Source organism: Agromyces sp. NPDC058136, from assembly GCF_042884375.1.
Taxonomy (GTDB): domain Bacteria; phylum Actinomycetota; class Actinomycetes; order Actinomycetales; family Microbacteriaceae; genus Agromyces.
In genome coordinates this window covers 135,714-160,911 of the sequence record NZ_JBHVUA010000005.1, presented here as the reverse complement: position 1 = coordinate 160,911, position 25,198 = coordinate 135,714, and the positions used below count along the sequence as shown (strand labels likewise).

26 protein-coding genes and 1 tRNA gene are annotated in these 25,198 nt (G+C 69.9%); 12 read left to right on the top strand and 15 right to left on the bottom strand.

Going from position 1 to position 25,198, the window contains the following annotated elements:
* Positions 1 to 20: 20 nt before the first annotated feature.
* From ACFVTX_RS14895 to ACFVTX_RS14880, 4 genes are all read right to left on the bottom strand, one after another.
* Positions 21 to 260, bottom strand: a complete 240-nt coding sequence (locus ACFVTX_RS14895; RefSeq protein WP_386901421.1) for an ABC-three component system middle component 8 — start codon at positions 258 to 260, stop codon at positions 21 to 23.
* On the bottom strand, positions 229 to 1,200 hold the full coding sequence (locus ACFVTX_RS14890; protein WP_386901419.1) for an ABC-three component system protein: 972 nt from the start codon (positions 1,198 to 1,200) through the stop codon (positions 229 to 231). Before ACFVTX_RS14890 ends, ACFVTX_RS14895 begins: the two co-directional genes overlap by 32 nt.
* Before the next feature lie 324 nt (positions 1,201 to 1,524).
* Entirely contained in the window at positions 1,525 to 1,824 is a 300-nt protein-coding gene (locus tag ACFVTX_RS14885; RefSeq protein ID WP_386901417.1) for a hypothetical protein, read from the bottom strand.
* A 105-nt stretch (positions 1,825 to 1,929) separates the two neighbouring features.
* Positions 1,930 to 2,604, bottom strand: coding sequence for a hypothetical protein (locus ACFVTX_RS14880; protein ID WP_386901415.1), 675 nt, complete (start codon positions 2,602 to 2,604; stop codon positions 1,930 to 1,932).
* 121 nt (positions 2,605 to 2,725) lie between these two features.
* Here ACFVTX_RS14880 and ACFVTX_RS14875 point away from each other — a divergent pair.
* Positions 2,726 to 2,796 (top strand) — tRNA-Ser (locus ACFVTX_RS14875).
* A gap of 373 nt (positions 2,797 to 3,169) precedes the next feature.
* Here ACFVTX_RS14875 and ACFVTX_RS14870 read toward each other — a convergent pair.
* Positions 3,170 to 3,964, bottom strand: coding sequence for a hypothetical protein (locus tag ACFVTX_RS14870; RefSeq protein ID WP_386901413.1), 795 nt, complete (start codon positions 3,962 to 3,964; stop codon positions 3,170 to 3,172).
* Between the two features lie 281 nt (positions 3,965 to 4,245).
* Between ACFVTX_RS14870 and ACFVTX_RS14865 the strand changes: the two genes are divergently transcribed.
* Positions 4,246 to 4,572, top strand: coding sequence for a GNAT family N-acetyltransferase (locus tag ACFVTX_RS14865; protein WP_386901411.1), 327 nt, complete (start codon positions 4,246 to 4,248; stop codon positions 4,570 to 4,572).
* Between the two features lie 291 nt (positions 4,573 to 4,863).
* On the opposite strand, the gene ACFVTX_RS14860 is transcribed toward ACFVTX_RS14865, so the two are convergent.
* The 7 genes from ACFVTX_RS14860 to upp all read right to left on the bottom strand — a co-directional run bounded on the left by ACFVTX_RS14860 (position 4,864) and on the right by upp (position 13,262).
* The gene (locus tag ACFVTX_RS14860; protein ID WP_386901409.1) at positions 4,864 to 6,537 is read right to left on the bottom strand and encodes an MFS transporter; all 1,674 of its coding nucleotides are present in this window, start codon (positions 6,535 to 6,537) and stop codon (positions 4,864 to 4,866) included.
* Positions 6,534 to 7,571 carry a glutaminase A gene (gene glsA / locus ACFVTX_RS14855; protein ID WP_386901407.1) on the bottom strand — a complete coding sequence of 346 codons (1,038 nt, stop codon included), beginning with the start codon at positions 7,569 to 7,571 and terminating at the stop codon, positions 6,534 to 6,536. Before glsA ends, ACFVTX_RS14860 begins: the two co-directional genes overlap by 4 nt.
* Before the next feature lie 34 nt (positions 7,572 to 7,605).
* Positions 7,606 to 8,955: a M20/M25/M40 family metallo-hydrolase gene (locus ACFVTX_RS14850; protein ID WP_386901405.1), complete on the bottom strand. Its 1,350-nt coding sequence runs from the start codon at positions 8,953 to 8,955 to the stop codon at positions 7,606 to 7,608.
* Between the two features lie 80 nt (positions 8,956 to 9,035).
* On the bottom strand, positions 9,036 to 10,487 hold the full coding sequence (locus ACFVTX_RS14845; protein ID WP_386901404.1) for an anaerobic C4-dicarboxylate transporter family protein: 1,452 nt from the start codon (positions 10,485 to 10,487) through the stop codon (positions 9,036 to 9,038).
* A gap of 137 nt (positions 10,488 to 10,624) precedes the next feature.
* Entirely contained in the window at positions 10,625 to 11,068 is a 444-nt protein-coding gene (locus ACFVTX_RS14840) for a MarR family winged helix-turn-helix transcriptional regulator (protein ID WP_386901402.1), read from the bottom strand.
* 257 nt (positions 11,069 to 11,325) lie between these two features.
* The gene (locus ACFVTX_RS14835) at positions 11,326 to 12,129 is read right to left on the bottom strand and encodes a winged helix-turn-helix domain-containing protein (RefSeq protein ID WP_386901400.1); all 804 of its coding nucleotides are present in this window, start codon (positions 12,127 to 12,129) and stop codon (positions 11,326 to 11,328) included.
* 500 nt (positions 12,130 to 12,629) lie between these two features.
* Entirely contained in the window at positions 12,630 to 13,262 is a 633-nt protein-coding gene (gene upp, locus ACFVTX_RS14830) for a uracil phosphoribosyltransferase (protein WP_386901398.1), read from the bottom strand.
* A 43-nt stretch (positions 13,263 to 13,305) separates the two neighbouring features.
* Between upp and ACFVTX_RS14825 the strand changes: the two genes are divergently transcribed.
* On the top strand, positions 13,306 to 13,782 hold the full coding sequence (locus tag ACFVTX_RS14825) for a nucleoside deaminase (protein ID WP_386901397.1): 477 nt from the start codon (positions 13,306 to 13,308) through the stop codon (positions 13,780 to 13,782).
* A gap of 3 nt (positions 13,783 to 13,785) precedes the next feature.
* Here ACFVTX_RS14825 and ACFVTX_RS14820 read toward each other — a convergent pair whose 3' ends face one another.
* Positions 13,786 to 14,427 carry a TetR/AcrR family transcriptional regulator gene (locus ACFVTX_RS14820; protein WP_386901395.1) on the bottom strand — a complete coding sequence of 214 codons (642 nt, stop codon included), beginning with the start codon at positions 14,425 to 14,427 and terminating at the stop codon, positions 13,786 to 13,788.
* Between the two features lie 112 nt (positions 14,428 to 14,539).
* Between ACFVTX_RS14820 and ACFVTX_RS14815 the strand changes: the two genes are divergently transcribed.
* Positions 14,540 to 15,325 carry an SDR family NAD(P)-dependent oxidoreductase gene (locus ACFVTX_RS14815; protein ID WP_386901394.1) on the top strand — a complete coding sequence of 262 codons (786 nt, stop codon included), beginning with the start codon at positions 14,540 to 14,542 and terminating at the stop codon, positions 15,323 to 15,325.
* Positions 15,326 to 15,404: 79 nt separating this feature from the next.
* Here ACFVTX_RS14815 and ACFVTX_RS14810 read toward each other — a convergent pair whose 3' ends face one another.
* Positions 15,405 to 16,367, bottom strand: coding sequence for a cation diffusion facilitator family transporter (locus ACFVTX_RS14810; protein ID WP_386901392.1), 963 nt, complete (start codon positions 16,365 to 16,367; stop codon positions 15,405 to 15,407).
* Positions 16,368 to 16,458: 91 nt separating this feature from the next.
* Here ACFVTX_RS14810 and proC point away from each other — a divergent pair, with 91 nt between their 5' ends.
* From proC to ACFVTX_RS14790, 4 genes are all read left to right on the top strand, one after another.
* A complete protein-coding gene (gene proC, locus ACFVTX_RS14805) occupies positions 16,459 to 17,322 on the top strand; it encodes a pyrroline-5-carboxylate reductase (protein ID WP_386901390.1) in 864 nt (287 codons plus the stop codon).
* Complete coding sequence (locus ACFVTX_RS14800; protein ID WP_386901388.1) at positions 17,319 to 18,644, top strand: beta-N-acetylhexosaminidase; 1,326 nt, start codon at positions 17,319 to 17,321, stop codon at positions 18,642 to 18,644. Before proC ends, ACFVTX_RS14800 begins: the two co-directional genes overlap by 4 nt.
* Positions 18,645 to 18,816: 172 nt before the next feature.
* Positions 18,817 to 19,206, top strand: coding sequence for a YciI family protein (locus tag ACFVTX_RS14795; RefSeq protein WP_386901386.1), 390 nt, complete (start codon positions 18,817 to 18,819; stop codon positions 19,204 to 19,206).
* Complete coding sequence (locus ACFVTX_RS14790) at positions 19,203 to 20,474, top strand: DUF6596 domain-containing protein (protein ID WP_386901384.1); 1,272 nt, start codon at positions 19,203 to 19,205, stop codon at positions 20,472 to 20,474. The genes ACFVTX_RS14795 and ACFVTX_RS14790 overlap by 4 nt, the downstream gene beginning before the upstream one ends.
* A 31-nt stretch (positions 20,475 to 20,505) precedes the next feature.
* Here ACFVTX_RS14790 and ACFVTX_RS14785 read toward each other — a convergent pair whose 3' ends face one another.
* Complete coding sequence (locus ACFVTX_RS14785) at positions 20,506 to 20,736, bottom strand: hypothetical protein (RefSeq protein ID WP_386901382.1); 231 nt, start codon at positions 20,734 to 20,736, stop codon at positions 20,506 to 20,508.
* A gap of 149 nt (positions 20,737 to 20,885) precedes the next feature.
* Between ACFVTX_RS14785 and ACFVTX_RS14780 the strand changes: the two genes are divergently transcribed.
* The 4 genes from ACFVTX_RS14780 (at position 20,886) to ACFVTX_RS14765 (ending at position 25,198) form a co-directional block, all read left to right on the top strand.
* A complete protein-coding gene (locus ACFVTX_RS14780) occupies positions 20,886 to 21,008 on the top strand; it encodes a hypothetical protein (RefSeq protein WP_386901381.1) in 123 nt (40 codons plus the stop codon).
* A gap of 205 nt (positions 21,009 to 21,213) precedes the next feature.
* Positions 21,214 to 22,368, top strand: coding sequence for an agmatine deiminase family protein (locus ACFVTX_RS14775; protein WP_386901379.1), 1,155 nt, complete (start codon positions 21,214 to 21,216; stop codon positions 22,366 to 22,368).
* 42 nt (positions 22,369 to 22,410) lie between these two features.
* Positions 22,411 to 23,325, top strand: coding sequence for a DUF4436 domain-containing protein (locus ACFVTX_RS14770; RefSeq protein WP_386901377.1), 915 nt, complete (start codon positions 22,411 to 22,413; stop codon positions 23,323 to 23,325).
* Between the two features lie 349 nt (positions 23,326 to 23,674).
* Positions 23,675 to 25,198, top strand: coding sequence for an ABC transporter substrate-binding protein (locus tag ACFVTX_RS14765; RefSeq protein WP_386901375.1), 1,524 nt, complete (start codon positions 23,675 to 23,677; stop codon positions 25,196 to 25,198).

The following is a 25,198-nucleotide window of genomic DNA, read 5'->3' as shown; positions in this document are numbered from 1 at the left end:
TGAGTACAGGCGGGAGAGTCTCATAGTTCACCGACGTATTCGAATGAGTCGATCTTGGGCAAGTACTCGACCAGGCCAAGGAGGAACAACAGGCTGATCGCCGGAACGAGAAGGTAGTTGCCGTCGGACCCTCGGGAATCGAGTCGATCCCGCAGATCGTCGAATGAGACAGCCCGCTGCTTGCGTAGCTCACGAAGAGCGATTGTCGCCGCTGCGAGAACGGTCTTGTCAGGATGAGAGTGCTTCGTCGGCTTCAACATCGTCGCCCTCCCCAATGTCACAGTGCCAATACATGTAAAAGACGAGCGCCCGCAACAGTCGCTTGTTGCGGGCAAGCACACCGTCACGCGCGATGAGAAGGTCCACCAGGTGGTTATAGACATCATCGAACTTTTGGAATTCACCGCGCTTCGCGACGATCTTTAGTTGGAACTCCTCGACCGCGCTCTCATAGAGCTCCTGCTCGGTCGCGTTGGACGGGTCCGCTAGAAATTCGTCGATCTTCCTCGTGAAGACGAGGTACCTCTTGCTAAGCAGTGCGGCAAACTCGGTCGACATCTTGTTGATCTCGTTCTTGCGGGCGTAACTCGTTCGATGCACAGGAGCCATCGCAGCGGATCCGGTGACCTTTCCGAGCTCCTTCGAAACCGCGTAGATCACTTCTGCGATCTCGTAGCTCGAAACGATGAGCGGCCCTTCGAATGGATCGATCTTTGCGAGACGCGGGAGATCCGGGAACTCATGCATCAGTTCGCCTAGGTGTTCAATTCCCACCAAGAAGAGACGGCTTGGGTCGATGCGACACTCCGACGCGATGCGTTTGACGATGTCAGCTGAAGCGTTGGCCCCGAGGCGTCGATTGGCGAAGAGAATGTAGTTGTCGACTTCCTTCTTCGCGACCAGCCGTTTGATGCGAACGATTTCCTCTGTCAGAACGGAAGAGTCAGAGTCTCCGCTAAACGATCCGTCTCCGAAGTGGGCGTTGATTGCGTTGGTGTGCTTCGCTTGGAAGACCGTGATTCCTTGCCAGGGGGCAGTTGTGCTTGGGAAACGCTCAGCAGTCCCGTGAAACCGAGCATCGCGACCCCCGTCGGGTCCGGTGGCGAACCCTTGGACGCCTGCGCCGAAAAGCTTGCGAGCGCACTGGACGACCAATCGTTCGAACTGGTCGTCCGAGAGGTCCTCAAATGCGTATGCCATCGTTGATGTAGCCTATGGCACCCGTTCGGGGCGGTGCTGGCCTGGCGATACCCCCAGAATGCGGGCTCGTGAGAACTTTCTCTACTCGTTCAAGCGCCGGCCGCAAGCGGCCGGCGGGCCCGGCGGGTTGCGGTGCGTCCGGTCCTCGCTCCGCTGCGGTCCGGGCGCTCCTCACCCACCGGCTCGACGAAGTGGGCAGCGGCCTACGAAGAGGACGACATACAGAAGGACCGTCCATATCTACCGAGATCTAGCCGGGTCTAGCGATTTCCTAGACTTTGGCGGCTCGAGGAGATGGGCGGCCCTTCCGTGGGTGCTCTGCCGCTACGCGAGCAGAACTGTCGGGTCGAGAGCGTTCGGGTCGGTCGCGTAGCCGACTAGCTGCGCGTTGGAGCGGGAGTCGAGTCGGCCTACGCGGCCTGCCGCGATGATGCGCAGAGCGAACTCCGCCGCGATCGGCTCGTAGGACAACTCTTGATCAACGTAGAAGTCGCGCGACAGCGACGAGTTGCGGTGGAACTTGCCCGTGTTCGGGACGTATACGTAGAGCACGCCCTCGCTGGCCTCATACGCGAGCCACAGCTCATCGGCCCTGCCCCTCGTCCTGACCAGGTACAGACTCATCTCTTGAAGCTCCTTCGGGTCGATCCGATGCTGCCGGGCGCTGCAGGCTCTCGAGCGAGATCTCGATCATGCGCCCTTCGTTTGCGAAGCCGCAGGAGCGCAGGCTCACCGTCGTTCCTCGCCTTCCGTCGGCAAATCGAAGAGGGTCGGTGCGATCGGCCCGTTGGGTCCCTTGAGCCAACTGTTGCCCAGCTTTTCGCGCTCGTCGGCCTGGAAGTAGAGGTCAACGCCATCGCCCACCTGAATCCGACCGACGAGCGCACGGAGATCGAGGTCGAACTCGAGGCCGCTCATCAGCTCATAGCGATCCCACGCGCGGTCGATGTCGTCTTCGGCTTCGGCGGGTACCCAGCGATTCACCCGGCACAGCGTGTCGACAACATCGCCCGTGAGGCCGAGTTTTTCGGCGCGGCCGGCGTGCTGCACGTTGTGGCAGGCCTTGCAGAGGGCGACGAGCCGCTCGAGGCGCTGAACGAGCACGCCATCGACGACTTCGAACACCCACATCTCGTGGCAGTCGGGATTCTGCGGCGTGTGGTTCGGCCCGAACGACTCGGAGCCGCAGATCACGCAGCGGCGGCCAGCTGCCTCGCTCGTCTCGCGGCTCAGCTTCCGCCACGCAGCGTTCGTCAGCATGCCGCGCAGGTTCGAGCCCCAAGTCGAGGGCGGCAGCATGTCGGCGCGCATCCGCACCTCGCCGGGGGTGGCGTCCGGATTCAGCGTGAGTACGCTGAGGAGCTGCCAGTCGTGCTTGTCGAGGCCGGTATCCGACGCGGTCATCGCGCCACCGCCGAGCGCGAGGGAGCGGCGGGAGTGACAGCAACAGTGCCAGCAACCCGAGTTGATCCGTGATCGTCCGATCGTGTCGCGCCGGGGTAGCTTGATTGAACCACGGCACTTCGCGGACCTCCCTGGACACCCCGAATCTGACTACGGATCAGAAGGTTGGGGGTTCGAGTCCCTCCGGGCGCACGGAAGAAGGCGGTTCGCGACATGCGAGCCGCCTTCAGTCGTTTCCGGGGCCGGGTGCGCGCCCTCGCCATCGCCCTCGCCATCGCCTGAGAATCCGCCGCGCATCATGACGTGCGCGACCGCTCCGATGTGACAGAAGTCCGAGGCCGTCACTAGGCTCGGCCCAAGCCTGATTCCCGTTGATGGGGGTTCGACCGATGATGGGCGTCTGGGCGGGGGTCGCCCCCGTCACGTTCGACTCGGGGCTCGCGTCGCGGTTCCGTGCGGCGTTCCGGGTCGCAGCCGACCGTGAGGGGCACGGTCGGCCCGTCATCGAGCTCACGGGGCCGGCGCCGCGGCATCCGGGCCCGCTCAGCTCGCTCGTGCGCCGCGTCTACGCGGTGCTCATCGCCGCCGCGATCTCGGTGGTCCTCGCCCGCGTCCTCGCGCCGGCGGCGCTCGACCCCGCGAGCGCGCTCGACGTCGTCGGGCTCGTGCCGGCGCTCGCCGGGGGAGCGGCCGTCTGTCTCGTGCTCGTCGCCGTGTCGGCCTCGCACGCGGGGCTCGCCTCGATCGCGCACCTGCGACTGCCCGGGCTCGGGCCCGGGCCGCGAGCGGCCGCGAACGGGCTCGCGTGGGCGACGCTCGCGCTGCTCGCCGTGCACTTCACCGCGGAGGCGTTCGAGCCGCTGCCGGGCGGCCACCGCGTGTTCGGCAGCCTGCTGGCCGCGGCGTTCGGGTTCGGCACGTACCGGCTGCACCGGCAGACGCTCGACCACGAGGCGTACCGGGCATTCAACCTCGTCGCGATGCTGCTCGCCGCCGGCAGTCTCGCGAGCATGAGCATCACCCCGACGGGCGAGTGGTGGGTGCACAACTTCAGCACGCTCGGAACCTCGAACGATCTCGCCGCCGCGTGCTTCAACGTCGCGGTCATCGTGTCGGGGGCGGGCATGGCGGGCCTGTCGGGGGCGCTCACGGGCGCGCTCGCGAACGACCGCCGGTTCGCGATCCGGCGCGGTGCGCGGCCGGTAATGCGCGTGTTCATCGGGCTCGTCGGGCTCGGACTGATGGGGGTCGGCGCGGTGCCGATCGATCGCGCGACCGAGCTGCACAACGCCTTCGCGCTCGGGGTCGTCGTCGCCTTCGCCCTGCTCTGCATCGGCGCGCCCTGGTACGCGCGGCGCATGCCGCGACGGCTCCTCGTCTTCTCATACGCGGCGCTCGCGCTCGAGGCGCTGGCGATGGCGGGCTACGACGCGCTCGGCTGGTTCAACCTGACCGTGTTCGAGATCATCGGCTTCGCGCTCGTGTTCGCGTGGCTCATCGCCCTCGTCTCCACGACGGCCGGGCGTCATCGGCCGCGTTCGCTGTCGGCGCAGGTCGAACCGGAATCCTCGGCCGGGTTCGACGTTATCGTCGGTGGGGACTCGCGCCGCACCGGCTCGCGACCACCGCTCAGGAGGAAAGATGGCCACCATCCACGACTCGTCGCAGGACCCCGAACTGGTCGCGTCCGTCGAGATCGCTCGCCTCGACGAGCGGAGCCGATACCAACTCCTCGTCGACGGGGCGCGCGCCGGCTTCGCGCAGTACCGCCTCGAGCCGGGACGCATCGTGTTCACGCACACCGTGATCAAGCCCGAGTACGAGGGTCGCGGCCTCGGCAGTCGCCTCGCGAGGTTCGTGCTCGACGACGCCGTCGCGCGCGGCGAACGGATCGTGCCAGAGTGCCCGTTCATCGCGGCCTACCTCCGCCGGCACGGCGAGTACGAAGCATCCGTCGACTGGCACTGAACCGGCGGCCCTTCGAGCGGAGTACTACCCCCGGTTGGGGGCGGTGCGAACCGTTCCGCAGCGGAATAGCATTTCGATCAGAACCCGAGTCCGACCCGACCGGACCGGCCTATCATGCCTCGACGGCCGAGCGATCGGGAATGTCCCTATCGATCGCTCGGGTCAGGCTCGCCGAGCTCAGTTCGGGTCGCTCGGCGAGGTGGTCTCCCAAGGAGACCGCGATGGGGTGGGAGGTAGGGTTCCCACCCCATCGTCACGCGCCGATCGGGTGTACCCGTCCCTCCGTGCACCTCATGCCGATCCTTCGGCGGCGGGAGCGGACGGGTCGGGGATCTCTTCGGGGCGGTAGCGCGGGAGGCGCGACGCGGGCAGCGCCGCGATCGCGCTGAGCCCGGCGAGCACGAGGAACCCGAGGCGGAGCGTATGCAGGCGTTCCTCCTCGTTGATCGCGACGGCCGCGTCGATCTGCTCTGGGGTGGCGCTCGTCTCCTCGAACTTCGCGCGCAGGTCGTCGTTGCTGACGAAGTTCATCTGGTCGAGTTCGACCTCGGCGATGAGCGCCTCGGGCAGGTCGGGGTGCTCGGTCACCGCCTGGGTGAAGTTCAGGCTCAGGATCGTGACGAGCAGGGCGCCCATGACCGCGGTGCCGACGGCCGAGGCGAGGTTCTGGGTGGTGCCGCGGATCGATCCGACATCGCCGGCGAGCTCCTTGGGCGCGGCGGTGACGAGCACGTTGAACACGAGCGTCACGAGTGCGCCCTGGCCGATGCCGAACACGACGAGCCCCAGGATCGTCGGCACGGTCTCCCAGTTGTTCGTGACGACGAATGCGAGCCACACGAGCGCGACCGTCGTCAGCGCGAACGCGAAGAGTGCGATGGTGCGCGGGCTGTGGCGACGGTAGAAGCGGACGATCAGGGTGGCGGTGACGAACACGGTGAGGTTGAAGGGCATCATCGCGAGCGAGGTGTCGAACGGCGTCCGGCCCTGCACGACCTGGATGTAGGTGGGCACCGTGAAGTTCACGGCGGCCTCCATGGCGACGATGATGAACATCGCGTAGACCGCCGCCCGCTCGGTGGGCTGCGCGAGGACTCCGAGGTCGACGAGCGGCACCTTGCCGAGCCGCATGCGTCGACGCGTCCACATGAAGAAGGCCTGACCCAGGATCACGCCGAGCAGGACGAACACCGGTGCCGGTGAGAGACCGAGGATCGAGAACGGGGCGCCCGGTTCGGCGAGGAGGATTCCCCAGGAGTTCAGATTGTTGAACCCGAGGGTCAGGAGGACGATCGCGGAACCGATCAGCGCCGATGCGACCAGGTCGATGCGGATGCCCGGGTTGCCGCGGTCGCTGCGCAGCGTGAAGCTGAGGGCGAAGACCGCCACCGCCAGTCCGAGGGTGATGAAGAAGATCGGCCGCCAGCCGACGAGGGTGCCGAGTGTGCCGCCGATCAGGAACGCGCTGATGCCCGAGAACGCGCGCGCCGAGCCGAGCGAGCCGACCGCCGTCGCCTGCTGGTCGCCGCGGTAGTTCTCGGCGATGAGCGCGACGAGGGCGGGAACGATGATCGCGGCCGCGGCGCCGGCGAGCACCTGCCCGCCGATCGCCCATCCCACGGTGGGAGAGAGGATCATCATGACCGAGGAGAGGGCGAACACCACGAGGACGAATCGGAAGATGAGCACCCAGCCGATGCGCTGGCCGAGCTTCGCGCCGGTCATGACGAGGGCGGCGACCGCGAGGCCGTAGACGACGATCGTCGTGCTCGCGACCGTCGGCGGCACCCCGAAGTCCTCGACCATGCCGCCGAGCGAGATCGGCAACGCGGCGACGTTGAACGACATCAGCACCTGGGCCAGGAAGAGGCCCACCATGGGGGCCCACGAACGGCGTTCCGTGTCGGGCGTCGCCGGTGCCGTGGCATCCGTCACGCTTGTGTCACCGGTGGTGTCGTCGGTCATGATCGGACTCCTTCGTGCGCGAGGGCGGACGGCGAGACGAGCGGTTGCGGGTCGGAGGCGAAGAGGTTCAGGCCGAGCGCCCGCGACAGGTAGGCGCAGGCGCGCTGCCCGCGGATGCTGTTGCCCGCGGGGTCGAGCCTCGGCGAGAAGGCGCCGACCGCGCCCTTGCCGGGCGAGATCGCGACGATGCCGCCGGAGACTCCGGACTTGGCCGGGAGGCCGATCTCGAAGAGCCATTCGCCGGAGCGTTCGTACATGCCGCAGGAGGCGAGCAGCGCGAGCGTGTCCCGGGCAGACTCGGGGGAGATGACGCGCTCGCCGGTGACGGGGTTGACGCCGCCGTCGGCGAGGGTCGACCCCATGACGGCGAGGTCGTGCGCGGTGACCGCGAGCGAGCACTGCCGGGTGTAGAGGTCGACCGCTTCGACCGGGTCGATCGCGAGCCGGTCGTAGCTCTGCAGGAGGCGTGCGAGCGCCTGGTTCCGGTGGTTCGTGAACGACTCCGACCGGTACACCTCGCCGTCGAGGGCGAGTTGGCGACCCGCGAAGCGGCTGAGTCCGTCGCGGATGCGCTGCCAGCGCTCGTCGGCATGGCCGGCGGGCAGCAGTGCGGTCGTGGCGATCGCGCCGGCGTTGACCATCGGGTTCATCGGGCTGCCGTCGTTCAGCTCGACCGCGACGACGGAGTTGAAGGGCAGCCCCGTGTTGTTCACCCCGACGGCCTCATGTACCACCGTGTGACCGAGCTCGTCGCAGACGAGCGCGAAGACGAAGGCCTTCGAGATCGACTGGATCGAGAAGGCGATCCCGGTGTCGCCGGCCTCGTGCGCCGTCCCGTCCACCCCGACGACGCTGAGGCCGAACCAGGCCGGATCGGCCTCAGCGAGGATCGGGATGTAGTCGGCGACGACGCCCTCCTCGAGCGTGGCGTACCGTGCATGCGCCGCCGCGACGAGCTCGTCGACCTGCGTCTTCGTCGGCAGCGTTCCGGTCGAGCTGCGCTGCGCGATGTCGTCGGCATCGAATTCGAACATCGTCGCTACTCGGACCCTTTCGTCGGGATGTGCTTCACGCCGATTCGGCCACCCCGCGGATGAACAGCGTCTGCGCCGCGATCATGCGCTCGATCTCGCCCGGGTCGACCGACTCGTCGGAGGCGTGGATGCGCGACTGCGCCGTGTCCTCCGCACCCCAGAGGATGATCGCCGAACCCGGAGACACCTTCTGGAGCGACGCCACGAGCGGGATCGACGCCCCGCTGCCGATGTTCTCGACCGGTGCGCCGTAGGCCTGCTCAAGTGCCTGCTCGGCCGCGATGACGGCCGACTGCGAGGCATCCACCGCGAACGCGTGCCCCACCTTCACCTTCTCGACCTCGACCTCGCAGTTCCACGGCTTCTGCGACCGCAGGTGCGACATCAGCGCCTCGAGCTGGGCGTCGCCGTCGGAGCCGGGCACGATTCGCATCGACAGCTTCGCCGTCACCGAGGGCAGCAGCACGTTCGACGCCTCGGCGGTGTTCGGCAGGTCCATGCCGAGCACGGTCACCGAGGGCTTCGCCCAGATGCGGTCCGACAGCGAACCCGTGCCGAGGAACTCGACGCCAGGCAGGATCGCCGAACCCTCGCGATACACGTCCTCGTCCATGTCGGCACCGCTCCAGGCCGAGCTGTCGACCCCGGGGATCACGGTGTCGCCGTGCTCGTCGTGGAGCGTGTCGAGGATCCGGATCATCGCCGTCATCGCGTCGGGGGCGGCCCCGCCGAACATGCCCGAGTGCACGGGGTTCGCGAGGGTCCGCACCGTCACCGTGCACGCGACGTCGCCGCGGAGCGCGGTCGTGAGGCCCGGGCGGCCCACTCGCTGCGGGCCGATGTCGCCGATGACGTAGGCGTCGGCCGCGAACAGCTCGGGGTTCGCCTCGACGAAGCCCTCGAGGTGCGAGATCGTCTCCTCCTCGCCCTCGACGAGGATCTTGATCCGGCACGGCCGGTCGGGTCCGATGAGCTTCAGCGTGCCGTAGTGGATCACGAGACCCGACTTGTCGTCGGCCGCGCCACGGCCGTAGATGCGCCCGTCGGCCTTCGTCACCGGCTCGAACGGCGAGCTCGACCACCCCTGGCTCTCGGGCGCCGGCTGCACGTCGTAGTGCGCGTAGAGCAGGACCGTCGGCGAACCCTCGGGCCCGGGCAGGTCGGCGTAGACGCACGGGTAGCCGCCCGGCACGTCGAGCAGCTTCACACCCTCGGCGCCGGCCGCCTCGAAGAGCTCGACCACGGCCTGACCCATGCGGTGCACCGGCTCGGGGTCGAAGCCCGGAAAGGCGATCGACGGGATGCGCACGAGCGTCTCGAGACGCTCGATCACCTCGGGCATCAGCGCGGCCGCCGCGGCCGAGACGTTTCCGACATCGTTCATTGGTTCCTCCTCGGATGGTCGGTGCGATGCCCGGAGGGCACGGCGAGGGCGGTCGGCGGTGCCGTGCGGCGCCGCGACGATCAGACGGGGACGACGAGCTGGAACAGCAGACCGGATGCCACGACCGCGACCCACGACACGAGCATCGGGATCGTGAACGAGTGCCACACCGGCACCTGGGTGAGCTTCGTCGACCCGGTGAGGTCGGTCTCGACGGCGGCGATCTGCGAGCCGTTCGCCGGGAACAGCCAGACGCCGATGAGCGAGGGCCACATGGCCGTGATCACGCCCGGGGCGAGCCCCGCGGCGAGGGCGATCGGGATCATCGTGTTCGTCGTTGCCGACTGGCTCGTGGTGAGACCGCAGACGACGAAGAGGGCGACGGCCAGCAGGAGCGGGTTCGCCTCGATCATCGCGCCGAGCGGCTCGATGATGGTCTCCTGGTTCGCGGAGATGAAGGTGTCGGCCATCCACGCGATGCCGAACAGCGCGACCGCCGCCACGAACCCGGCCTTGAGCAGCGGCTGCTCGACGACGACCGAGGGCTTCACCTTGCGCACGAGGATGATGACGAGTGCGACCGTGAACATGACCATCTCGATGAGGGTCGACATGCCGAGCGGCACGAGCTCGCCCTCCTCGTCGGGGAAGGCCGGCCGCAGCCCCGGGAAGAGGCCGAGGACCACGATGAGCAGCGTGCCGGTCACGAAGATCCACGCCGCGGTGGCGCCGCCCGGGGGAACCGGGTGCTCGATGCGGGCGGGCGGCACGTCGGTCGCCGTCACGGAACCGCCCGACCCCTCGCTCGCGGTCGCAGTGGCTCCGGTGCCTGCGGCCACCGCGGTGCCGCCGATCTTGGCCTCGTAGCGCGCCTTGAGCGATGCGGGCACCTCGACGGTGCCGTCGGCGACCCGCTTCATGAACACCGGGTCGTCGAGGAGGTCCTTGCCGATGCGCTGCTGCACCGCCGAGGTGGCGACGCACGCGACGAGCGCCGCGGGGACCGTGATGAGCAGGATCTGCGGCAGCCCGTAGCCGGTGCCCTCCATCAGCACGAGGTATGCGGCCATCGCCGCCGAGACCGGGCTCGCGGTGATGCCGAGGCCCGAGGTGACCGTCGACGAGGCCAGCGCGCGCTCGGGGCGCTGCCCGTTGCGGTACGCCGTCTCGTAGATCACCGGGATGAGGGCGAAGAAGATGTTCGAGGTGCCCGAGAGCACCGTGAACACGAACGCGACGACCGGCGCGACGTAGGTGAGCCGCTTCGGGTTGCGTTGGATGATCTTCGACGCGATCGACACGAGGTAGTCGATGCCGCCCGCGGCCTGCATCGCCGACGACGCCGTGATCACCGCGATGATGATGAAGAAGGCGTCGATCGGGATGGAGCCCGGCGGCAGTTGGAAGCCGAACACGAGGATCACCGTGCCGACGACACCCCAGAGGCCGAGGCCGAGGCCGCCGGTGCGCACACCCATGACGATGGCGCCGATCACGACGGCGGCTTGCAGTACGACGAGCAGAATGTCCATGGAATCCCCCCACAGGATGGACCGAACTCACCACTGTCGGGAGCGCGGATGCGTACCCGTTTGAGCCGACAGTACTGCGATTTCCTCGCGCTCGTCCAGTGGCTCGCTGAGGCGCGACCGTACCCGTTCGGGGAACGCTATTCGCGCGCGGTGTCGGGCCGCGCCCGTGCGCTGAGTTCGCCGAGCAGGTGCAGCTCCTCCTCGGTCAGGGTGGCCCCGAAGTGCCGGTGGATGGCCTCCATGTGCTGGATCGCGACCCGGCGGAACAGCGCGAAACCTGCATCGGTGATGCCGACGATCGTGCCGCGCCCGTCATCGGGGTCGGGCTCCTTCACGACGAGGCCCCGAGCGGTGAGACGGTCGATGAGCCGGCTGATGCTCGGCTGCGTGATGAGCGAGTTGCGGTTGAGCTCTTTCAGGCGGAGCCGGCGGCCTGGCGCGCGCGAGATGTTGAACAGCACGTCGTACTCGTTGAGCGACATGAGCTCGGTCGGGAACTCGGCGGAGAGTTCGCGCATCGTCATCACCTGGGTACGGAAGAGCGCCTCCCAGGCGGCGACCGTGATCGCGCGTTCCACCATCGGGGCTCCCTTCGATGTCGTTGCTTCCAACATTAGAGAACCGACGGAGGAAACGGTTGAGGGCCGGTCGTAGAGGCTGACGACCGGCCCTCTCCCTTGCACCAAGAGTGTCCTGCAATCACATTCCGCGCCGTCCGCCACAGCAAACGTTCGGCGCACTTCCGAATATATAACGGATCGGTAACAGGCGCTAGTTATCGTTTCGTGATTTTTCGGAACTGCCGCCGACGGCGTTCGTCGCGGCGGCGACCGGTGCGTCAGTACAGGTCGGGCGAGGGCGTCGAGGCCTGGCGGATCGAGACGTCGGCGTGACGGTCGAAGCGGTAGCCGACGCCGCGCACCGTGCGCACGATGTCCTGGTAGTGGGCGAGCTTCGAGCGCAGGCGACGCACGTGCACGTCGATGGTGCGCTCGCTCGGGGCCTCGTCGTCGGCGCTCCACAGGCTGTCGATGAGCTCGTGGCGGTCGATCGTGCGGCCCTCGCGCAGCACGAGATACTGCAGCAGCTCGAACTCCTTGTAGGTGAGGCCGGCGGCCTCGCCGTCGAGGAGCACCCGCTTGCGCGAGATGTCGATGATGACGCCGTTGGGGTGGCGGTCGGCGTCGTCGCGGGTGCCCTGGCCGTCGCGCTGCTTCGCGAGCGCCGACGGGTCCTGGAGGGCGAGGCGCACGACGTCGACGTCGCGGCCGCCGGCGCCCTCGGGGGCGAGCGCCACGGCGGCGTACGTCTCGGAGGAGGGCGAGATCTCGGCGGTCAGGGCGCGCAGCGCCTCGACGATGCGGTGCAGGGTGGTGCCGTCTTCGGCGGCCTTGGCCTCGTCGATGCCGACGTAGAGCACGAAGCCGCGGGCCTCGGTGCCCTCGGGCACGGCACGGACGCGGGGTGCGGCGGGGCGGGCGGCCGACGCGGCCGGGGCGGCCGGCGCGGCGAGGTCGGCCGCGGCGGCGTTCGAGAGCGAGCGGAGCGGGGCGGCGGACGGGGCCGCCGTCAGCGACGGCGCGGTGCGGGCCTGGACGGGGCGGACGGGGGCGGTGCGGACGGGAGCGAGAGCGAGAGACATGACGGAGATCCTTGTGTCGAGGGTGCAGCAGGAGACCCCGATCTGCGGGGTCGGCGAGAACTGGCCGATCGGCCGGGCGAACCCCCGAGACTCGGTGGGTTCAGTGGAGCACGTGCCGATCGGGATGCTGATCGGCTGCGTGACTCGGCGGAGGGGTCGCGGTCAGCGGCACATTCGACAACACATGGGTGCACGCGACGACATCATCATGTCGTTCGTCCTGAGAGCGCCGTGGGCGGTCAGGGTGCGTGCGTTGTCAGTCATGGGTGCGAGTAAATCCGACGGTCGAGCATGTGTCAATTCATGACCGCCCGATGACGGGGTGTGACGTCGCAGTGGGTGCGCGTCAGCGCGAGGCATCCGGAAGAATCAGACGACCGGATGCCTCGCGTGAAAGATTCTGCGATGAAACGCGAATCTCAAAAATCTTCCGCAGTCGATCTGCGCCTCGGCGTGTCGAGAGCCGAAGATCCTGCGAAGGGGATGCCTCGGGGTGGCGCTTATACCGTGCCGTAGAGGCGGTCGCCCGCGTCGCCGAGGCCCGGCACGATGAAGCCGTGCTCGTTGAGACGCTCGTCGAGCGCGCCGAGCACGATCGTCACCTCGCGGCCGTGCATCGCCTTCTCGACCGCTTCGAGCCCCTCGGGCGTGCCGAGGATGCAGATCGCGGTCACGTCGTCGGCGCCGCGCGCGAAGAGGTACTCCATCGCCGCCGCGAGCGAGCCGCCCGTCGCGAGCATCGGGTCGAGCACGAAGCACTGACGCCCCGACAGGTCTTCGGGGAGGCGCTCGGCGTACGTCGTCGGTTCGAGCGTCTCTTCGTTGCGCGCCATGCCGAGGAACCCGACCTCGGCCGTCGGCACGAGCTTCACCATGCCCTCGAGCATGCCGAGGCCCGCTCGCAGGATCGGCACCACGATCGGACGCGGGTCGGCGATTCGCACACCCGTCGTCGTCGCGACCGGCGTCTGGATCTCGACCGGCGCGACCCGCACGTTGCGCGTGCCCTCATAGGCGAGGAGGGTCATGAGCTCCTCGACGAGCGCACGGAACACGGGCGACGAGGTGCTTTCGTCGCGGAGCACCGTCAGTTTGTGGGTGATGAGCGGGTGATCGGCAACGTGGACTCGCATAGGCTCGATTCTAGTTCGGCGGGTCTGGCGAGGGGAGAGCGGAATGGATGCTTCGGCGCCCGCGCACCACCGCGAATGGATGCGCCTCGCGCTCGCCGAGGCCGCCCTGGCGCCCGCGGCCCGCGACGTGCCCGTCGGCGCGATCGTCGTCGACGCCGCGGGTGCGGTCATCGCCCTCGCCCGCAACGAACGCGAACTCACCGGCGACCCCACCGCCCACGCCGAGGTGCTCGCCCTGCGCCGCGCCGCCGAGGCCGTCGGCGAGTGGCGGCTCGAGGGCTGCACCCTCGTCGTCACCCTCGAACCCTGCGTCATGTGCGCCGGCGCCATCCTCGCCGCACGCGTGCCGACCGTCGTGTTCGGCGCGTGGGACGAGAAGGCCGGCGCCGCGGGCTCGCTCTACGACGTGCTGCGCGACCGTCGGCTGCCGCACCGGGTCGAGGTCTACCCGGGGGTCGAGGCCGAGGCATCCGCCCGGTTGCTGCTCGACTTCTTCGAGGACCCGCTGCGACGTCCCTGATCGTCAGGCCGGGGTGCGTCGCCCGGCCGCCGGCCGAGTCGCCGCGAGCGCGGCGAACGCCCGCCCTGCGAGGTCGGCGGGCGAGCCCGGTCCGGTGTCGGGGCCGTCGCCGACCGCCCATGCCTCGAGGCCGACCCGGATCGCGTCGGTCGCGGCGGCGGCGAGCACCCGGGCGTCGAACGGGTCGGCGTCCGCGCCGAGCAACTCGCCGATGATGTCGAGGAGTCGCGCCTCGGAGTCGTGATTCACGCGGTACCAGACGGTCATCAGGGCGGGATCGTCGGCGCCCGCCCGGAGCAGGCCGCGGATCCAGCGGAGCCCCTCGTGCCCCTCGGCGTCGACGGGCGTCAGGAGCCTGGCGATGATCGCGGGGATCGCACTCGCGGGATCGCCCGGCTGCGTCGCCGCGAGTGCCGCCTGCCACTCGTCGGCGCCCACGGTGAGGAGCGGTCCGACCGCGTCCTCCTTCGTGCGGAAGTAGCGGTAGAAGGTGCGAAGCGACACCCCGGCGGCAGTGGCGATCGACTCGGCGGTCACCTGGTCGGCCCCGTGCTCGGCGAACAGCACGGCGGCGACTCGCGCGATCTCGAGCTGGGTCGCCTGCTTGCGGCGTGCCGTGAGCGTCGTCGGTGCCTTGGGTTCCACATTCGCAGCGTACGGGAACACCGCGGAAGATGCGCGAGTTGACATAGTGGCACGTTGTGCCACATAGGCGTAACGTGAACGATAGGACAACCCGACACTGAAAGGTCGAAACATGAACCGTTATGAAGGTCGTCGCGCACTCATCACCGGGGGAGGCTCGGGCATCGGCCAGGCCACCGTGCTGCGCATGCTCGCCGAAGGCGGCCGCGTCGTCGCCGCCGACGTCAGCGAGGCCGGACTCGCCGACACCGTCGCGAAGGCCGGCGACGCCGCCGAGCGGCTGACCACCGTCACCATGAACATCGCCGACGAGGCATCCGTTCGCGATGGCGTGGCCGCCGCGGTCGCCGCCCTCGGCGGACTCGACGCACTGGTCAACGCCGCCGGCATCCTGCGCTCCTCGCACACCCACGAGACCACGCTCGACGCCTTCGAACAGGTGATCCGCGTGAACCTCGTCGGCACGTTCCTCGTCATCCGCGAGGCGATCCCCGCGCTCCTGGAGGGTGACGGCGCGGCGGTCGTGAACTTCAGCTCGACGTCGGCGAACTTCGCCCACCCGTACATGGCGGCCTACGCCGCGAGCAAGGGCGGCGTCCAGTCGATGACGCACGCGCTCGCCGCCGAGTACGCGAAGCAGGGCATCCGCTTCAACGCCGTCCAGCCCGGCTCCATCTCGTCGGGCATGACCGACGGCTCGGGCCAGTCGAAGCAGAGCCAGGGCCCCGGCCTGCCGGAGGACGCCGACATGATGCTCTTCATGAAGCTGCAGCCCGCGCTCGGCCAGGGCTTCGCCGGGCCCGAGACGGTCGCCTCGGTCGTCGCCATGCTCGCGAGCGACGACGGCGCGTTCGTCACCGGCACCGAGGTGCGCATCGACGGCGGCACCCACTTCTGAGCCGACCCCGCGGCCGAACGACGACGCGTCCCGTGCCCTGGAGGGCCCGGGACGCGTCGTGCGTTGCGGCTGCGGCGGCCTACTCGAGGCCCTTGATGACGATCGCGTCGGTCGGCGGGGCGACGAGGTTCGGGTCGACGTACACGTCGGGCTCGATGTAGATGACGCGCGCCGCGGGCACCGCCTTGCGGATGCGCTCCTCGATGACGTTCGTCGCGGCCGCGACCTCGAGCAGGCGCTGATCGGCGGCGAAGCCGAGCTTCGCGGCGACGAGCAGCTCGTCGGGGCCGAGGTACAGGGTCTTCATGTGGATGATGCGCTCGACCTCGGGGCCGGCCGAGATCGCCTGCTCGATCTTCTGCACGTCGTCGTCGTTCGCGCCCTCGCCGACGAGCAGCGACTTCGTCTCGATGCCGAGGATGACGGCGACGAGCACGAGGAGGGTGCCGATCATGAGCGTGCCGATCGCGTCGAACACCGAGTTGCCCGTGATGACGGTGAGGCCCACGCCGAGCATGGCGAACACGAGACCCGTCAGGGCGGCGATGTCCTCGAGGAGGACGACCGGCAGCTCGGGCGCCTTCGCGCGCCGCACGAACTGCACCCAGCTCTGCCTGCCGCGCACGTGGTTCGACTCCTTCACCGCGGTGCGCAGCGAGAACGACTCGAGCACGATCGCGATGGCGAGCACGAGCAGCGGCAGCCACGCGTTCTCGAGCTCGTGCGGGTGCTGCAGCTTCTCGACGCCCTCGTAGATCGAGAAGATGCCGCCGACCGAGAAGAGGATGATCGAGACGACGAAGGCGTACACGTAGCGCTCGCGGCCGTAGCCGAAGGGGTGCTCCTTGTCGGCGGCCTTGCGCGCCTGGCGCCCGCCGAGGATGAGCAGGAGCTGGTTGCCGGCGTCGGCGACGGAGTGCACGGCCTCGGCGAGCATCGACGCGGAGCCCGAGAAGAACCAGGCGATGAACTTCGTCAGGGCGATGCCCGTGTTCGCCAGGAAGGCCGCGAGGATTGCCTTGGTACCGCCGGAAGCACTCATGGCGACAATCCTAGGATGCTCCGGCCGGCACGGGATTGGCTCTGCTGATCGCGTCGGAAGCGCTCACGGTGACGAACCTAGGATGGTCGCCATGAGCACCGAAGCATCCGAGTCAGCGACCGTGACCCTTCCCCCCATCGCCTTCCTCGGAGCCGGATCGATGGCCGGCGCTGTGATCTCGGGGCTGCTGCAGCCGGGCGTCGTCGTCGACGGCGGCATCCGCACCACCAACCGCACCGCCGAGAAGGCGGCCGCGTTCGACGGCGTCGAGGGCATCACCGCCTACGCCACCGAATCGGATGCCACGGCGAACCGCCGCGCGGTCGCCGGCGCGAAGCTCGTGGTCGTCGCGGTGAAGCCCGCGATGGTGCCCGACCTCCTCCGCGAGATCGCCGACGCGCTCGAACCCGGCACCGTCGTCGTCTCGGTCGCCGCGGGCGTCACCGTCGCGACGTTCGAGTCGCTGCTTCCCGAGTCGGTCCCGGTGATCCGCTCGATGCCGAACACGCCCGCCGTCGTCGGCCGCGCCGTCACGGGCGTCTCCGCCGGCACCCGGTCGAGCGACGACGACCTCGCGCTCGCGGTGGCTCTCTTCGAGACCGTCGGCGAGGTGCTCGTCGTGCCCGAGTCGCAGCTCGACGCGCTCTCGACGATCTCGGGATCGGGGCCGGCCTACGTCTTCTACCTGATCGAGCAGCTCACCGCCACGGCGATCGACAAGGGCTTCACGCCCGAGCAGGCGGCGACCATGGTGCAGGGCACCTTCCGCGGAGCGAGCGAGCTCCTCGCGGCCTCGGGGGAGGAGCCGGCTGAACTGCGCCGCCGGGTGACGAGCCCGAAGGGCACCACCGAGCGGGCCGTCGCCGTGCTCGAGGAGGCCGCGCTCAAGGAGACCTTCGATCGCGCCACCGACGCGGCGCTCGCCCGTGCCCGCGAGATGGCGGCCGGGGCATGAGCGGCGCCGCCGCCGCGCCCGTCGCCCACGCCGCCGGCCTCCGCCTCGAGGGCGAGCCGCGCTTCGCCTGGCGCGGCGTCATGCTCGACGTCGCCCGCAGGTTCCGCCCGGTCGCCGAGCTCGAACGGTTCATCGACCTGCTCGCGGCGCACCGCATCAACGTGCTGCAGCTCCACCTCACCGACGACCAGGGCTGGCGTTTCGAGGTGCGCGCGTACCCGCGCCTCACCGAGGTCGGCGGGCGGCGCTCGCAGTCGCAGCTCGGCCACGGGCCGCGCTCGACCCTCGACGGGGTGCCGCACGAGGGGTTCTACGCGCAGCACGAACTGCGGGGGCTCGTGCGGTTCGCGGCGGCTCGCGGCATCCGCATCGTGCCCGAGATCGACGTGCCCGGGCACGCGCAGGCGATCCTCGCCGCGTATCCCGAGTTCGGCGTCGGCGGGGCCGACGCGGTGCGCGCCCGGGTCGCGGAGCCGTGGACGCGCTACGGGATCAGCGACGAGGTGCTGAACGTCGAGGAGGCCACCCTCGAGTTCGTCGGCACCGTGTTCGATGAGCTGTGCGAGGTGTTCGACTCGGAGCTCATCGGCATCGGCGGCGACGAGGCGCGAAAGCGCCTCTGGCACGAGGACGCGCGCACGCAGGAGCTCATGGCCGAGCGCGGCCTGGCCGACGAGGAGGAGCTGCAGTCGTGGTTCCTCGCCACGATCGCCGATCGCCTGCGCGGGCACGGTCGTCGCGTCGTCGGTTGGGACGAGATGCTCGAGGGTCGCGACCCGGCCCCCGACGCGGTCGTCGCCTCCTGGCGCGGCCCCGTCGGCGCCGAGCTCGGCGCGCGGCTCGGGCACGAGGTCGTGCTCTGCCCCGACCTCTGGACCTACTTCGACTACCGCCAGTCGGATGCCCCGGAGGAGCCGATCCCGGTCGGCACCGTGCTCTCGCTCGAGGACGTCGCGACGTTCGACCCCGTACCGGCGGAGGCGCCCGACTGGTACGCGTCCCGCATCGCCGGGGTGCAGGCGAACATATGGACCGAGCACCTCGACACCCGCGACCGGCTCGACTACGCCGTCTTCCCGCGGCTCGGGGCGTTCGCCGAGGTCGCCTGGAACGGCGGGCCGCTCGACTGGGCCTCGTTCGCGGAGCGGCTGCCCGCCTACCTCGGCTGGCTCGACGCGCAGGGCGTCGGCTACCGGCCGCTCGACGGCCCGCGTCCCGAGCAGCAGCGGTCCGGCGTTCCCGGCGTGCCGCGCGATCGCGCCGACCGGCTCGCCGAGCTCTCGCGGTTGACGGCGTCGCTGCGCAGTCAGCCGGTCGAGTAGCGCGCGACGAAGGAGCACGCGCATCGAGACCACCGTGGTCTCGATACGCGCTGCGCGCTCCTCGACCGACGGACGATTTCGGGAACGGTGTCGATTTCGACCGGTCGATTTCGTCACCATGGTGTGACGAACGTCGTCACAGGCCCATGACGGGCCCGACGAAGGAGACGCCATGACCGACACGTACATGTACCTGATCCACGAGCCCGACTGGGACTCGGACGCGTTCCTGGGCGAGCGCGACGGGGTCCCGGGCGGTGCGCCCGAGAGCAACTTCCCGGCCCACCAGGCCTTCCAGGACGCCGTCGTGAGGCTCGGGGCGAGGCTCGTCGGCGGTGCCGCGCTGCAGAACGCGCGGCACGGCGGGCAGGTCACCCCCGGCGCCGGCGACCGTGCGCTCGACGACGCCGTCTACTCCGACGGGCCGTACCCCGACACGAGCGAGGTGGTGTCGGGCTACTACCTCGTCGAGACCGACGACGAGGAGCTCGCCAAGCGGATCGCGGCACTCGTGCCCACGGGCGGGCACATCGAGTGGCGCAAGGTGTTCCCGATCTCGTGACCGATCCGATCGCCGACCTGGGCGAGGACTTCGTCGACGCCTGGCCGCGGATCGTGCGCGCGCTCGCCGCCTACACGGGCAGCGTCGACGACGCGCAGGAGTACGCGGCCGAGGCCGTCGCGCGGGCCGTCGCCCAGGCCGGCGACGGCCCGCCGCTCGGCTCGCTCGCGGCCTGGTGCATCGCGGTCGGCAAGCGGGCCTTCATCGACGACCGGCGCAGGGCCGCCACCGAGCAGCGGCACGCACAGCAGCTCGCAGCAGAGCTCGCGACGGCGACCGACGAGGATGCCGCGGTCGTGGCATCCTCGCTCGACGACCGGGTCGCCCTGCTCTTCGTCGCGTGCGATCCCGCGCTCACCGAACAGGCGCGGCTCGTGCTCGCGCTGCGCCTCGTGTGCGGGCTCGACGTGCCGCGCATCGCCGCCCACCTCGGCGTGCAGCCCTCGGCGGCCGCGGCCCGGCTGACGCGGGCGAAGCGCGCGCTCGCCGAGGCGCGCGGTCGGTTCCACGTGCCGGAGGCGCCCGAACGGCGGGTGCGACTGCCCGTCGTGCTCGCGAGCGTCGCCGGCATGTTCACGGTGGCGCACCGCGACGTGCTCGACCCGCGCACCCCGCTCGACGACCTCGGACGGCAGTCGTTGTCGATCGCCGACGCGCTCGTCGCCGAGTATCCCGACGATGCCGAGGTGCGCGGTCTCCGAGCCGTGATCCGGCTCGGGCTGGCGCGCCGCCCCGGGCGCCTCGACGAGACCGGTGCCGCCGTGCCCCTCGACGAGGTCGACCGCCGTCGCTGGGATCGCCGTCTCATCGAGGCGGGGCTCGACGACGCGGCGGCCGCAGCCGAGCGCGGCGACGGCCGCTTCGTGCTCGAGGCGGCGATCGCGGGCCTGCACAGCTCGGCGCCGAGCTTCGCCGCGACCGACTGGAACCGGGTCGTCGAGTTCTACCGCGCGCTCGAGCGGGTGTGGGGTGCGCCGTCGGTCGCGGTCGCGCGGCTGTCGGCCGAGATGCACCGCGCGCTGCTCGCGCCGCCGTCGGGGGAGCGCACGGCGCGGCTGCGCTCGGTCGAACGCGAGCTGGGCGCGCTCGCCGAGGGGGCGGCGCCGTACGCGGCGCTCGACGCCCGCCTCGCCCTCGCCGACCTCGCCTGGCGCACCGGCCGTCGCGACGAAGCCTCGTCGGAGTACTCGCGACTCGCCGAGCTCGTGCCGACCGAACCGGTGCGGCGGTTCTGCCTCGCCCGGGCCGGTGCGGACCCGGCCCGGTAGGCCGCCCCGGTTCGGTCGGCACGCGGTGGGGTCAGCCGCGGGCTGCGGCGAGCCGGCGGCGTGCGGGCCCGGCGGCAAGCCACGCGACGCCCGTGACGACGCCGACGACGCCGACCGTGGCGGCACCGATGCCGACGGCGTCGGCCACGGCGTCGGCCTCGAGCCACTCGCCCTGACGCAGCTCGTACGCGAGCGCGAAACCGACCGCGAACAACCAGGTCGCGACGATCAGGATTGCGGGGATCAATGGGATCTTTCGCATGTCCACCTCCTTTCGCATGACCTTCCAGCATAGCCCGCGGCTCGGGAAATTTCCTGAACAGGTGTGATTTCCTGCACGAAGTGACTTCCGCGTGGAACCGGGCTATGGTCTTCGGAAGCCCGCCAGCTGATGAAGGGAAGCGAGCTCGAATGTCGAAGAAATCCCCGCGTGGAAACGGCGAGAAGAAGACCGCCCAACTCTCACTCAAGGAGAAGCGCGCGCAGAAGCGCGAGAAGCTCGAGGAGGGCGTGATCAAGTCGCGCAAGCGGTGACCCGCGCCGCGTCGATCGGGGGGTCCGGTCGACGCGGGCGCAGGTCGCGAGCGTCCGTCTCCGTCGGGTGTTCCGGGCGGATGGCTGTCGCGCGGCGGGCTCGTGTGCCACCCTGTGAATGCGCCATGGAGCGGATCGTTCGATGCGGGCGGTGCCGAGGCATCCACCTATATTGGATGAAATCCAATTCACAGGAGGTGGAGCGATGTCGGGATTCCAGATCTCTCGACGAGGGGTGCTCACCGCGGCCGGACTCGGCCTGATCGGCGTCGGCGCAGCCGGCTGCACCCCCGCGAACGGTGGTGCCCAGTCGGGCGCCGGCGAGGCGAGCACCGAAGGGCAGGCCGCCATGGACCGCAGGCTCGGCGCAGAGTGGGAGTCGCACGAACTCACGGTCATGTCATGGCCGACCGAGACGATCTGGGGCGAAGACCTCCAGTACGTGCGCGACGACATCGCCTCGGTCGCCGCGGCGATCGCCGCCTATGAGCCGGTCGTGCTCCTCGCCTCGCCCGGCGATGAGGAGGACGCGCAGTACGAGGCCGGTGACGACGTCGAGATCCTGACCGTCGCCGTCGACGACCTGTGGGCGCGCGACACCGTGCCCGTCTTCGTCGAGGGGCCCGACGGCGTCGAGGGCGTCGACTTCAACTTCAACGGCTGGGGCGACAAGCAGGTCCACGTCAACGACGCGCGGGTCGGTGCGGCCGTGCTCGCCGAGTTCGAGATCCCGCGCATCGTCGCCTCCCTCGTCGCCGAGGGCGGCTCGTTCGAGACCGACGGGCAGGGCACCCTGTTCGTCACCGAGAGCTCGATCGTCAACGACAACCGCAACCCCGGCTTCTCGCGCGACGACGTCGAGGCTGAGCTCATGCGGCTCCTCGGCATGCAGAAGGTGGTCTGGTTCGACGGCGTCTACGGCGAGGACATCACCGACGCCCACGTCGACTCCCTCGTGCGCTTCGTCGCGCCGGGGGTCGTCCTCCTCGACGTGCCGGGGCCGGGGGCGCCCGACGACGTCTGGGCGCAGTCGAGCGCGCAGGCGCGCAAGGTGCTCTCATCGGCGACGGATGCCACGGGGCGCGGCTTCGAGGTCATCGAGCTGCCGCAGCCCGACTTCGCGAAGATCCGGGGCGAGGGCGACGACTTCCTCGCCTCGTACGTCAACTTCTACATCGCGAACGGCGCGGTGTTCCTCCCCGAGTTCGGCGACGCGAGCGCCGACCGTCGCGCGCAGGACATCCTGCAGGAGCACTTCCCCGACCGCGACATCGTGCCGCTCGCGATCGACACGGTCGCCTCAGGGGGCGGAGGCATCCACTGCGCGACGCACGACCTGCCGGGTGAGCCCGACGAGTGAGCCGGCGGGCAGCGGCGAGCTGAGGCGATCAAGGGGGGCGCGGTGACCGACGTGACGGCGGCGGAGGCGAGCGAGGCGGATCCGAGGGCGGATGCGGATGCGGCGGCCGAGTCGACGGCGAAGCGCCGACCCTGGCTGCCGTGGGCGGCCGTGCTCGTCGTCGTGCTGCTCGTCGGCGCGGGTGCCGCGTGGTCGCAGCTCGGTGGCGCGGCGGGCGCGCGGCCGGTCGAGGTCGGCTCGGCCGATGCCGAGGACCGGGTGGACATCACCGCCACGATCGTGCGCGTCGACGCGGCGAGCGGCGAATTGGTGCTGCGGATGCTCGTCGTGCCGCGCGGCTCGCTCACGACGGAGGGCGGACTGTCGCCCGCGGAGGACCTCGAGATCCTCACCTCGGCGGCGATGAAGACCGACCCCTTCTTCCCCGCGAACGAGCGGATCGCCTCGGTCGATGTGCCCGTCGCGCTCGGCGGCGGCGCCATCACCGCCTACCCGTTCGACCGGTACGACGCGACGCTCGAGTTCACCGCCCGGCAGGGCGGCAGCATCGTGCCGGTGCACCTCGAGCTCACGAACCGCGACGCGCTCTTCGGGATGACGGCGGAGGGCTTCGAGGAGTCGAATGCGGCCGTCGTCGAGCTCGGGCTCGCGCGTTCGGTGAGCGTCATGACCTTCGCGATCTTCATGATCCTCGCGATGTGGGCGCTCGCGATCGCCGTCGCGATCGGCGCGTGGGTGGTCGTGTCGGAGCGGCGCGGGCTCGTCTGGCCCGCCCTCGGCTGGATGGCGGCGACATTGTTCGCGATCGCGGGGTTCCGCAACGCCGCGCCCGGTGCGCCGCCGATCGGCTCGCTCATCGACTACCTCGCGTTCTTCTGGGCCGAGGCGATCATCGCCGTCTGCCTGTTCGCGACCGTGGTCGGCGGGGTGCGGGCGGAGCGCGCGCAGTCGCGCTGAGCGCGAGCGTCGGGATGCCGCGGGCCGGCGCCGCTCCTGCGTCGCCCCTCCGCCGTCCCCACGCGATCGAGTGGGCGGATATGAACGTTCCCGCGTGATCTTGGAGCAACCATTGCCCACTCGATCGTGAGAGGGTGCTGCGCGAGCGCGCCCGAGTACCCGATCTGCGTGCGCCCGCGATTCAAGACGGGATGCCACGGTCCTCCGCCGCGCATCGGGACCTCCTTCGGGGCTGTGCCGAGACTCGGGCGCCGCGACGTTTGACAAGCGGGCGGTCGCCGTCGATGATATTTGGATACCATCCAAATTCGACCGGTGACGACGTCGTCGCCGGGGACAGGAGCCCCTCATGGCCCCCTCCATGACGAAGGCGTTCGCCGCACTCGCCGGTGCGTTCGCGGTCGCCGCGCTCGCCGCCTGCAGCCCGACCGGCGGCGCCGCCGACCCGGCCGACGCCGACACCCTGCACGTCGCCCGCTCCGAGTCGTTCGACGGGTGGGACCCCGACAAGGCCGCCGCCTACTCCACCTACCAGACCCTGCAGGGCGTGCTCGAGCCGCTGCTGCGCGTCGCCCCCGACGGCCTCGGCGTCGAAGCGGGTCTCGCCGAGTCGTGGACGTACGACCCCGCCGCCCTCACCTGGACCTTCGTGCTCCGCGAGGGCACGAGCTTCAGTGACGGCACCCCGCTCACCTCGTCGGACGTCGCCTTCTCGGCCGGCGTCTGGGCCGAGGGCCCGAACTACGGCGCCCTGTACGCGAACCTCGCGGGCGTCACCACCCCCGACGAGCGCACCGCCGTCTTCTCGCTCGCCGCCCCCGACTCGACGCTGCCGGTGCTCATGACGTGGTCGTCGTCGGCGATCTTCCCGGTCGACTTCGGCGGCCTCTCGAAGGACGAGTACTTCGCGAAGCCGACCGGCGCGGGCGCCTTCGTCGTGGCCGACTGGTCGCCGGGCGGCCGCATCGTGCTCGAGAAGAACCCTCACTACTACCTCGAGGGACGCCCGCACGTCGAGCGCGTCGAGATCGAGGTCATCCCCGACGCGACCGAGCGCGGCGCCCAGTTCCAGGCGGGGCAGATCGACATCGCCGAGTACGTCTCGGCGATCGACGCGAAGCAGTACGGCGACGGGCTCGTCGCGCTGCCGGTCGGGCAGGTCGAGCACCTGAGCTTCAACACGACGCGCGCACCGCTGGATGACCCGCAGCTGCGCCGCGCGATCGCCAATGCCATCGACTACGACTCGATCGTCGAGGGTGCGTTCCGCGGCTACGGTTCGGCGCCCCGCGGGATCATCCCCCCGAATCTCGAGAACTGGGCGGCGCCGAGCGCCGTGCCCTTCTCGCTCGATCTCGACGAGGCGCGCGAGCTCCTGGCCGCCTCGGCGACGCCCGAGCCCGGCCCGCTCGAGCTCATCTACGACGCCGCGAACCCCACTGACCACCTCGTGGCGCAGGTCGTCGCCGCGAACCTCGCCGAGATCGACGTCGAGGTGACGCTCTCGGCGCTGGAGACGGGTGCGTTCCTCAGCCGGGCGTACGGGCTCGACGCCGACCTGGTGCTGTGGTCGTACGGTGCGGTCTCGCCCGACGTCGTCGACCCGCTCGGCTGGATCCACGGCACCTCGTGGCTGTTCTCGGGCTTCGAGGGCGAGACGGTCGAGCAGCAGTTCTTCGCCTACACCGCGACCGAGTCGCCCGAGGAGAAGCAGGCGATCGTCGAGGCCGTGCAGAACGACGCCATCGCGAACGCGCAGGCGATCAGCCTCGCCGAGTTCCAGGTGCTGCACGGCGTCTCCGACCGGGTCTCGGGCTTCGCCCCCGCGCCGTGGGGCATGTACGCGTGGGACGCGATCGAGCTCGGCGAGTAG

Bases quoted from the DNA above. Each gene is read 5' to 3' on its own strand.
- ACFVTX_RS14895 (WP_386901421.1), bottom strand. From the start codon at position 260: ATGTTGAAGCCGACGAAGCACTCTCATCCTGACAAGACCGTTCTCGCA.
- ACFVTX_RS14890 (WP_386901419.1), bottom strand. From the start codon at position 1,200: ATGGCATACGCATTTGAGGACCTCTCGGACGACCAGTTCGAACGATTG.
- ACFVTX_RS14885 (WP_386901417.1), bottom strand. From the start codon at position 1,824: ATGAGTCTGTACCTGGTCAGGACGAGGGGCAGGGCCGATGAGCTGTGG.
- ACFVTX_RS14880 (WP_386901415.1), bottom strand. From the start codon at position 2,604: ATGACCGCGTCGGATACCGGCCTCGACAAGCACGACTGGCAGCTCCTC.
- ACFVTX_RS14870 (WP_386901413.1), bottom strand. From the start codon at position 3,964: ATGCGCCGCGCGTACCAGGGCGCGCCGATGCAGAGCAGGGCGAAGGCG.
- ACFVTX_RS14865 (WP_386901411.1), top strand. From the start codon at position 4,246: ATGGCCACCATCCACGACTCGTCGCAGGACCCCGAACTGGTCGCGTCC.
- ACFVTX_RS14860 (WP_386901409.1), bottom strand. From the start codon at position 6,537: ATGACCGACGACACCACCGGTGACACAAGCGTGACGGATGCCACGGCA.
- glsA (WP_386901407.1), bottom strand. From the start codon at position 7,571: ATGTTCGAATTCGATGCCGACGACATCGCGCAGCGCAGCTCGACCGGA.
- ACFVTX_RS14850 (WP_386901405.1), bottom strand. From the start codon at position 8,955: ATGAACGATGTCGGAAACGTCTCGGCCGCGGCGGCCGCGCTGATGCCC.
- ACFVTX_RS14845 (WP_386901404.1), bottom strand. From the start codon at position 10,487: ATGGACATTCTGCTCGTCGTACTGCAAGCCGCCGTCGTGATCGGCGCC.
- ACFVTX_RS14840 (WP_386901402.1), bottom strand. From the start codon at position 11,068: ATGGTGGAACGCGCGATCACGGTCGCCGCCTGGGAGGCGCTCTTCCGT.
- ACFVTX_RS14835 (WP_386901400.1), bottom strand. From the start codon at position 12,129: ATGTCTCTCGCTCTCGCTCCCGTCCGCACCGCCCCCGTCCGCCCCGTC.
- upp (WP_386901398.1), bottom strand. From the start codon at position 13,262: ATGCGAGTCCACGTTGCCGATCACCCGCTCATCACCCACAAACTGACG.
- ACFVTX_RS14825 (WP_386901397.1), top strand. From the start codon at position 13,306: ATGGATGCTTCGGCGCCCGCGCACCACCGCGAATGGATGCGCCTCGCG.
- ACFVTX_RS14815 (WP_386901394.1), top strand. From the start codon at position 14,540: ATGAACCGTTATGAAGGTCGTCGCGCACTCATCACCGGGGGAGGCTCG.
- ACFVTX_RS14810 (WP_386901392.1), bottom strand. From the start codon at position 16,367: ATGAGTGCTTCCGGCGGTACCAAGGCAATCCTCGCGGCCTTCCTGGCG.
- proC (WP_386901390.1), top strand. From the start codon at position 16,459: ATGAGCACCGAAGCATCCGAGTCAGCGACCGTGACCCTTCCCCCCATC.
- ACFVTX_RS14800 (WP_386901388.1), top strand. From the start codon at position 17,319: ATGAGCGGCGCCGCCGCCGCGCCCGTCGCCCACGCCGCCGGCCTCCGC.
- ACFVTX_RS14795 (WP_386901386.1), top strand. From the start codon at position 18,817: ATGACCGACACGTACATGTACCTGATCCACGAGCCCGACTGGGACTCG.
- ACFVTX_RS14785 (WP_386901382.1), bottom strand. From the start codon at position 20,736: ATGCGAAAGATCCCATTGATCCCCGCAATCCTGATCGTCGCGACCTGG.
- ACFVTX_RS14780 (WP_386901381.1), top strand. From the start codon at position 20,886: ATGTCGAAGAAATCCCCGCGTGGAAACGGCGAGAAGAAGACCGCCCAA.
- ACFVTX_RS14775 (WP_386901379.1), top strand. From the start codon at position 21,214: ATGTCGGGATTCCAGATCTCTCGACGAGGGGTGCTCACCGCGGCCGGA.
- ACFVTX_RS14765 (WP_386901375.1), top strand. From the start codon at position 23,675: ATGGCCCCCTCCATGACGAAGGCGTTCGCCGCACTCGCCGGTGCGTTC.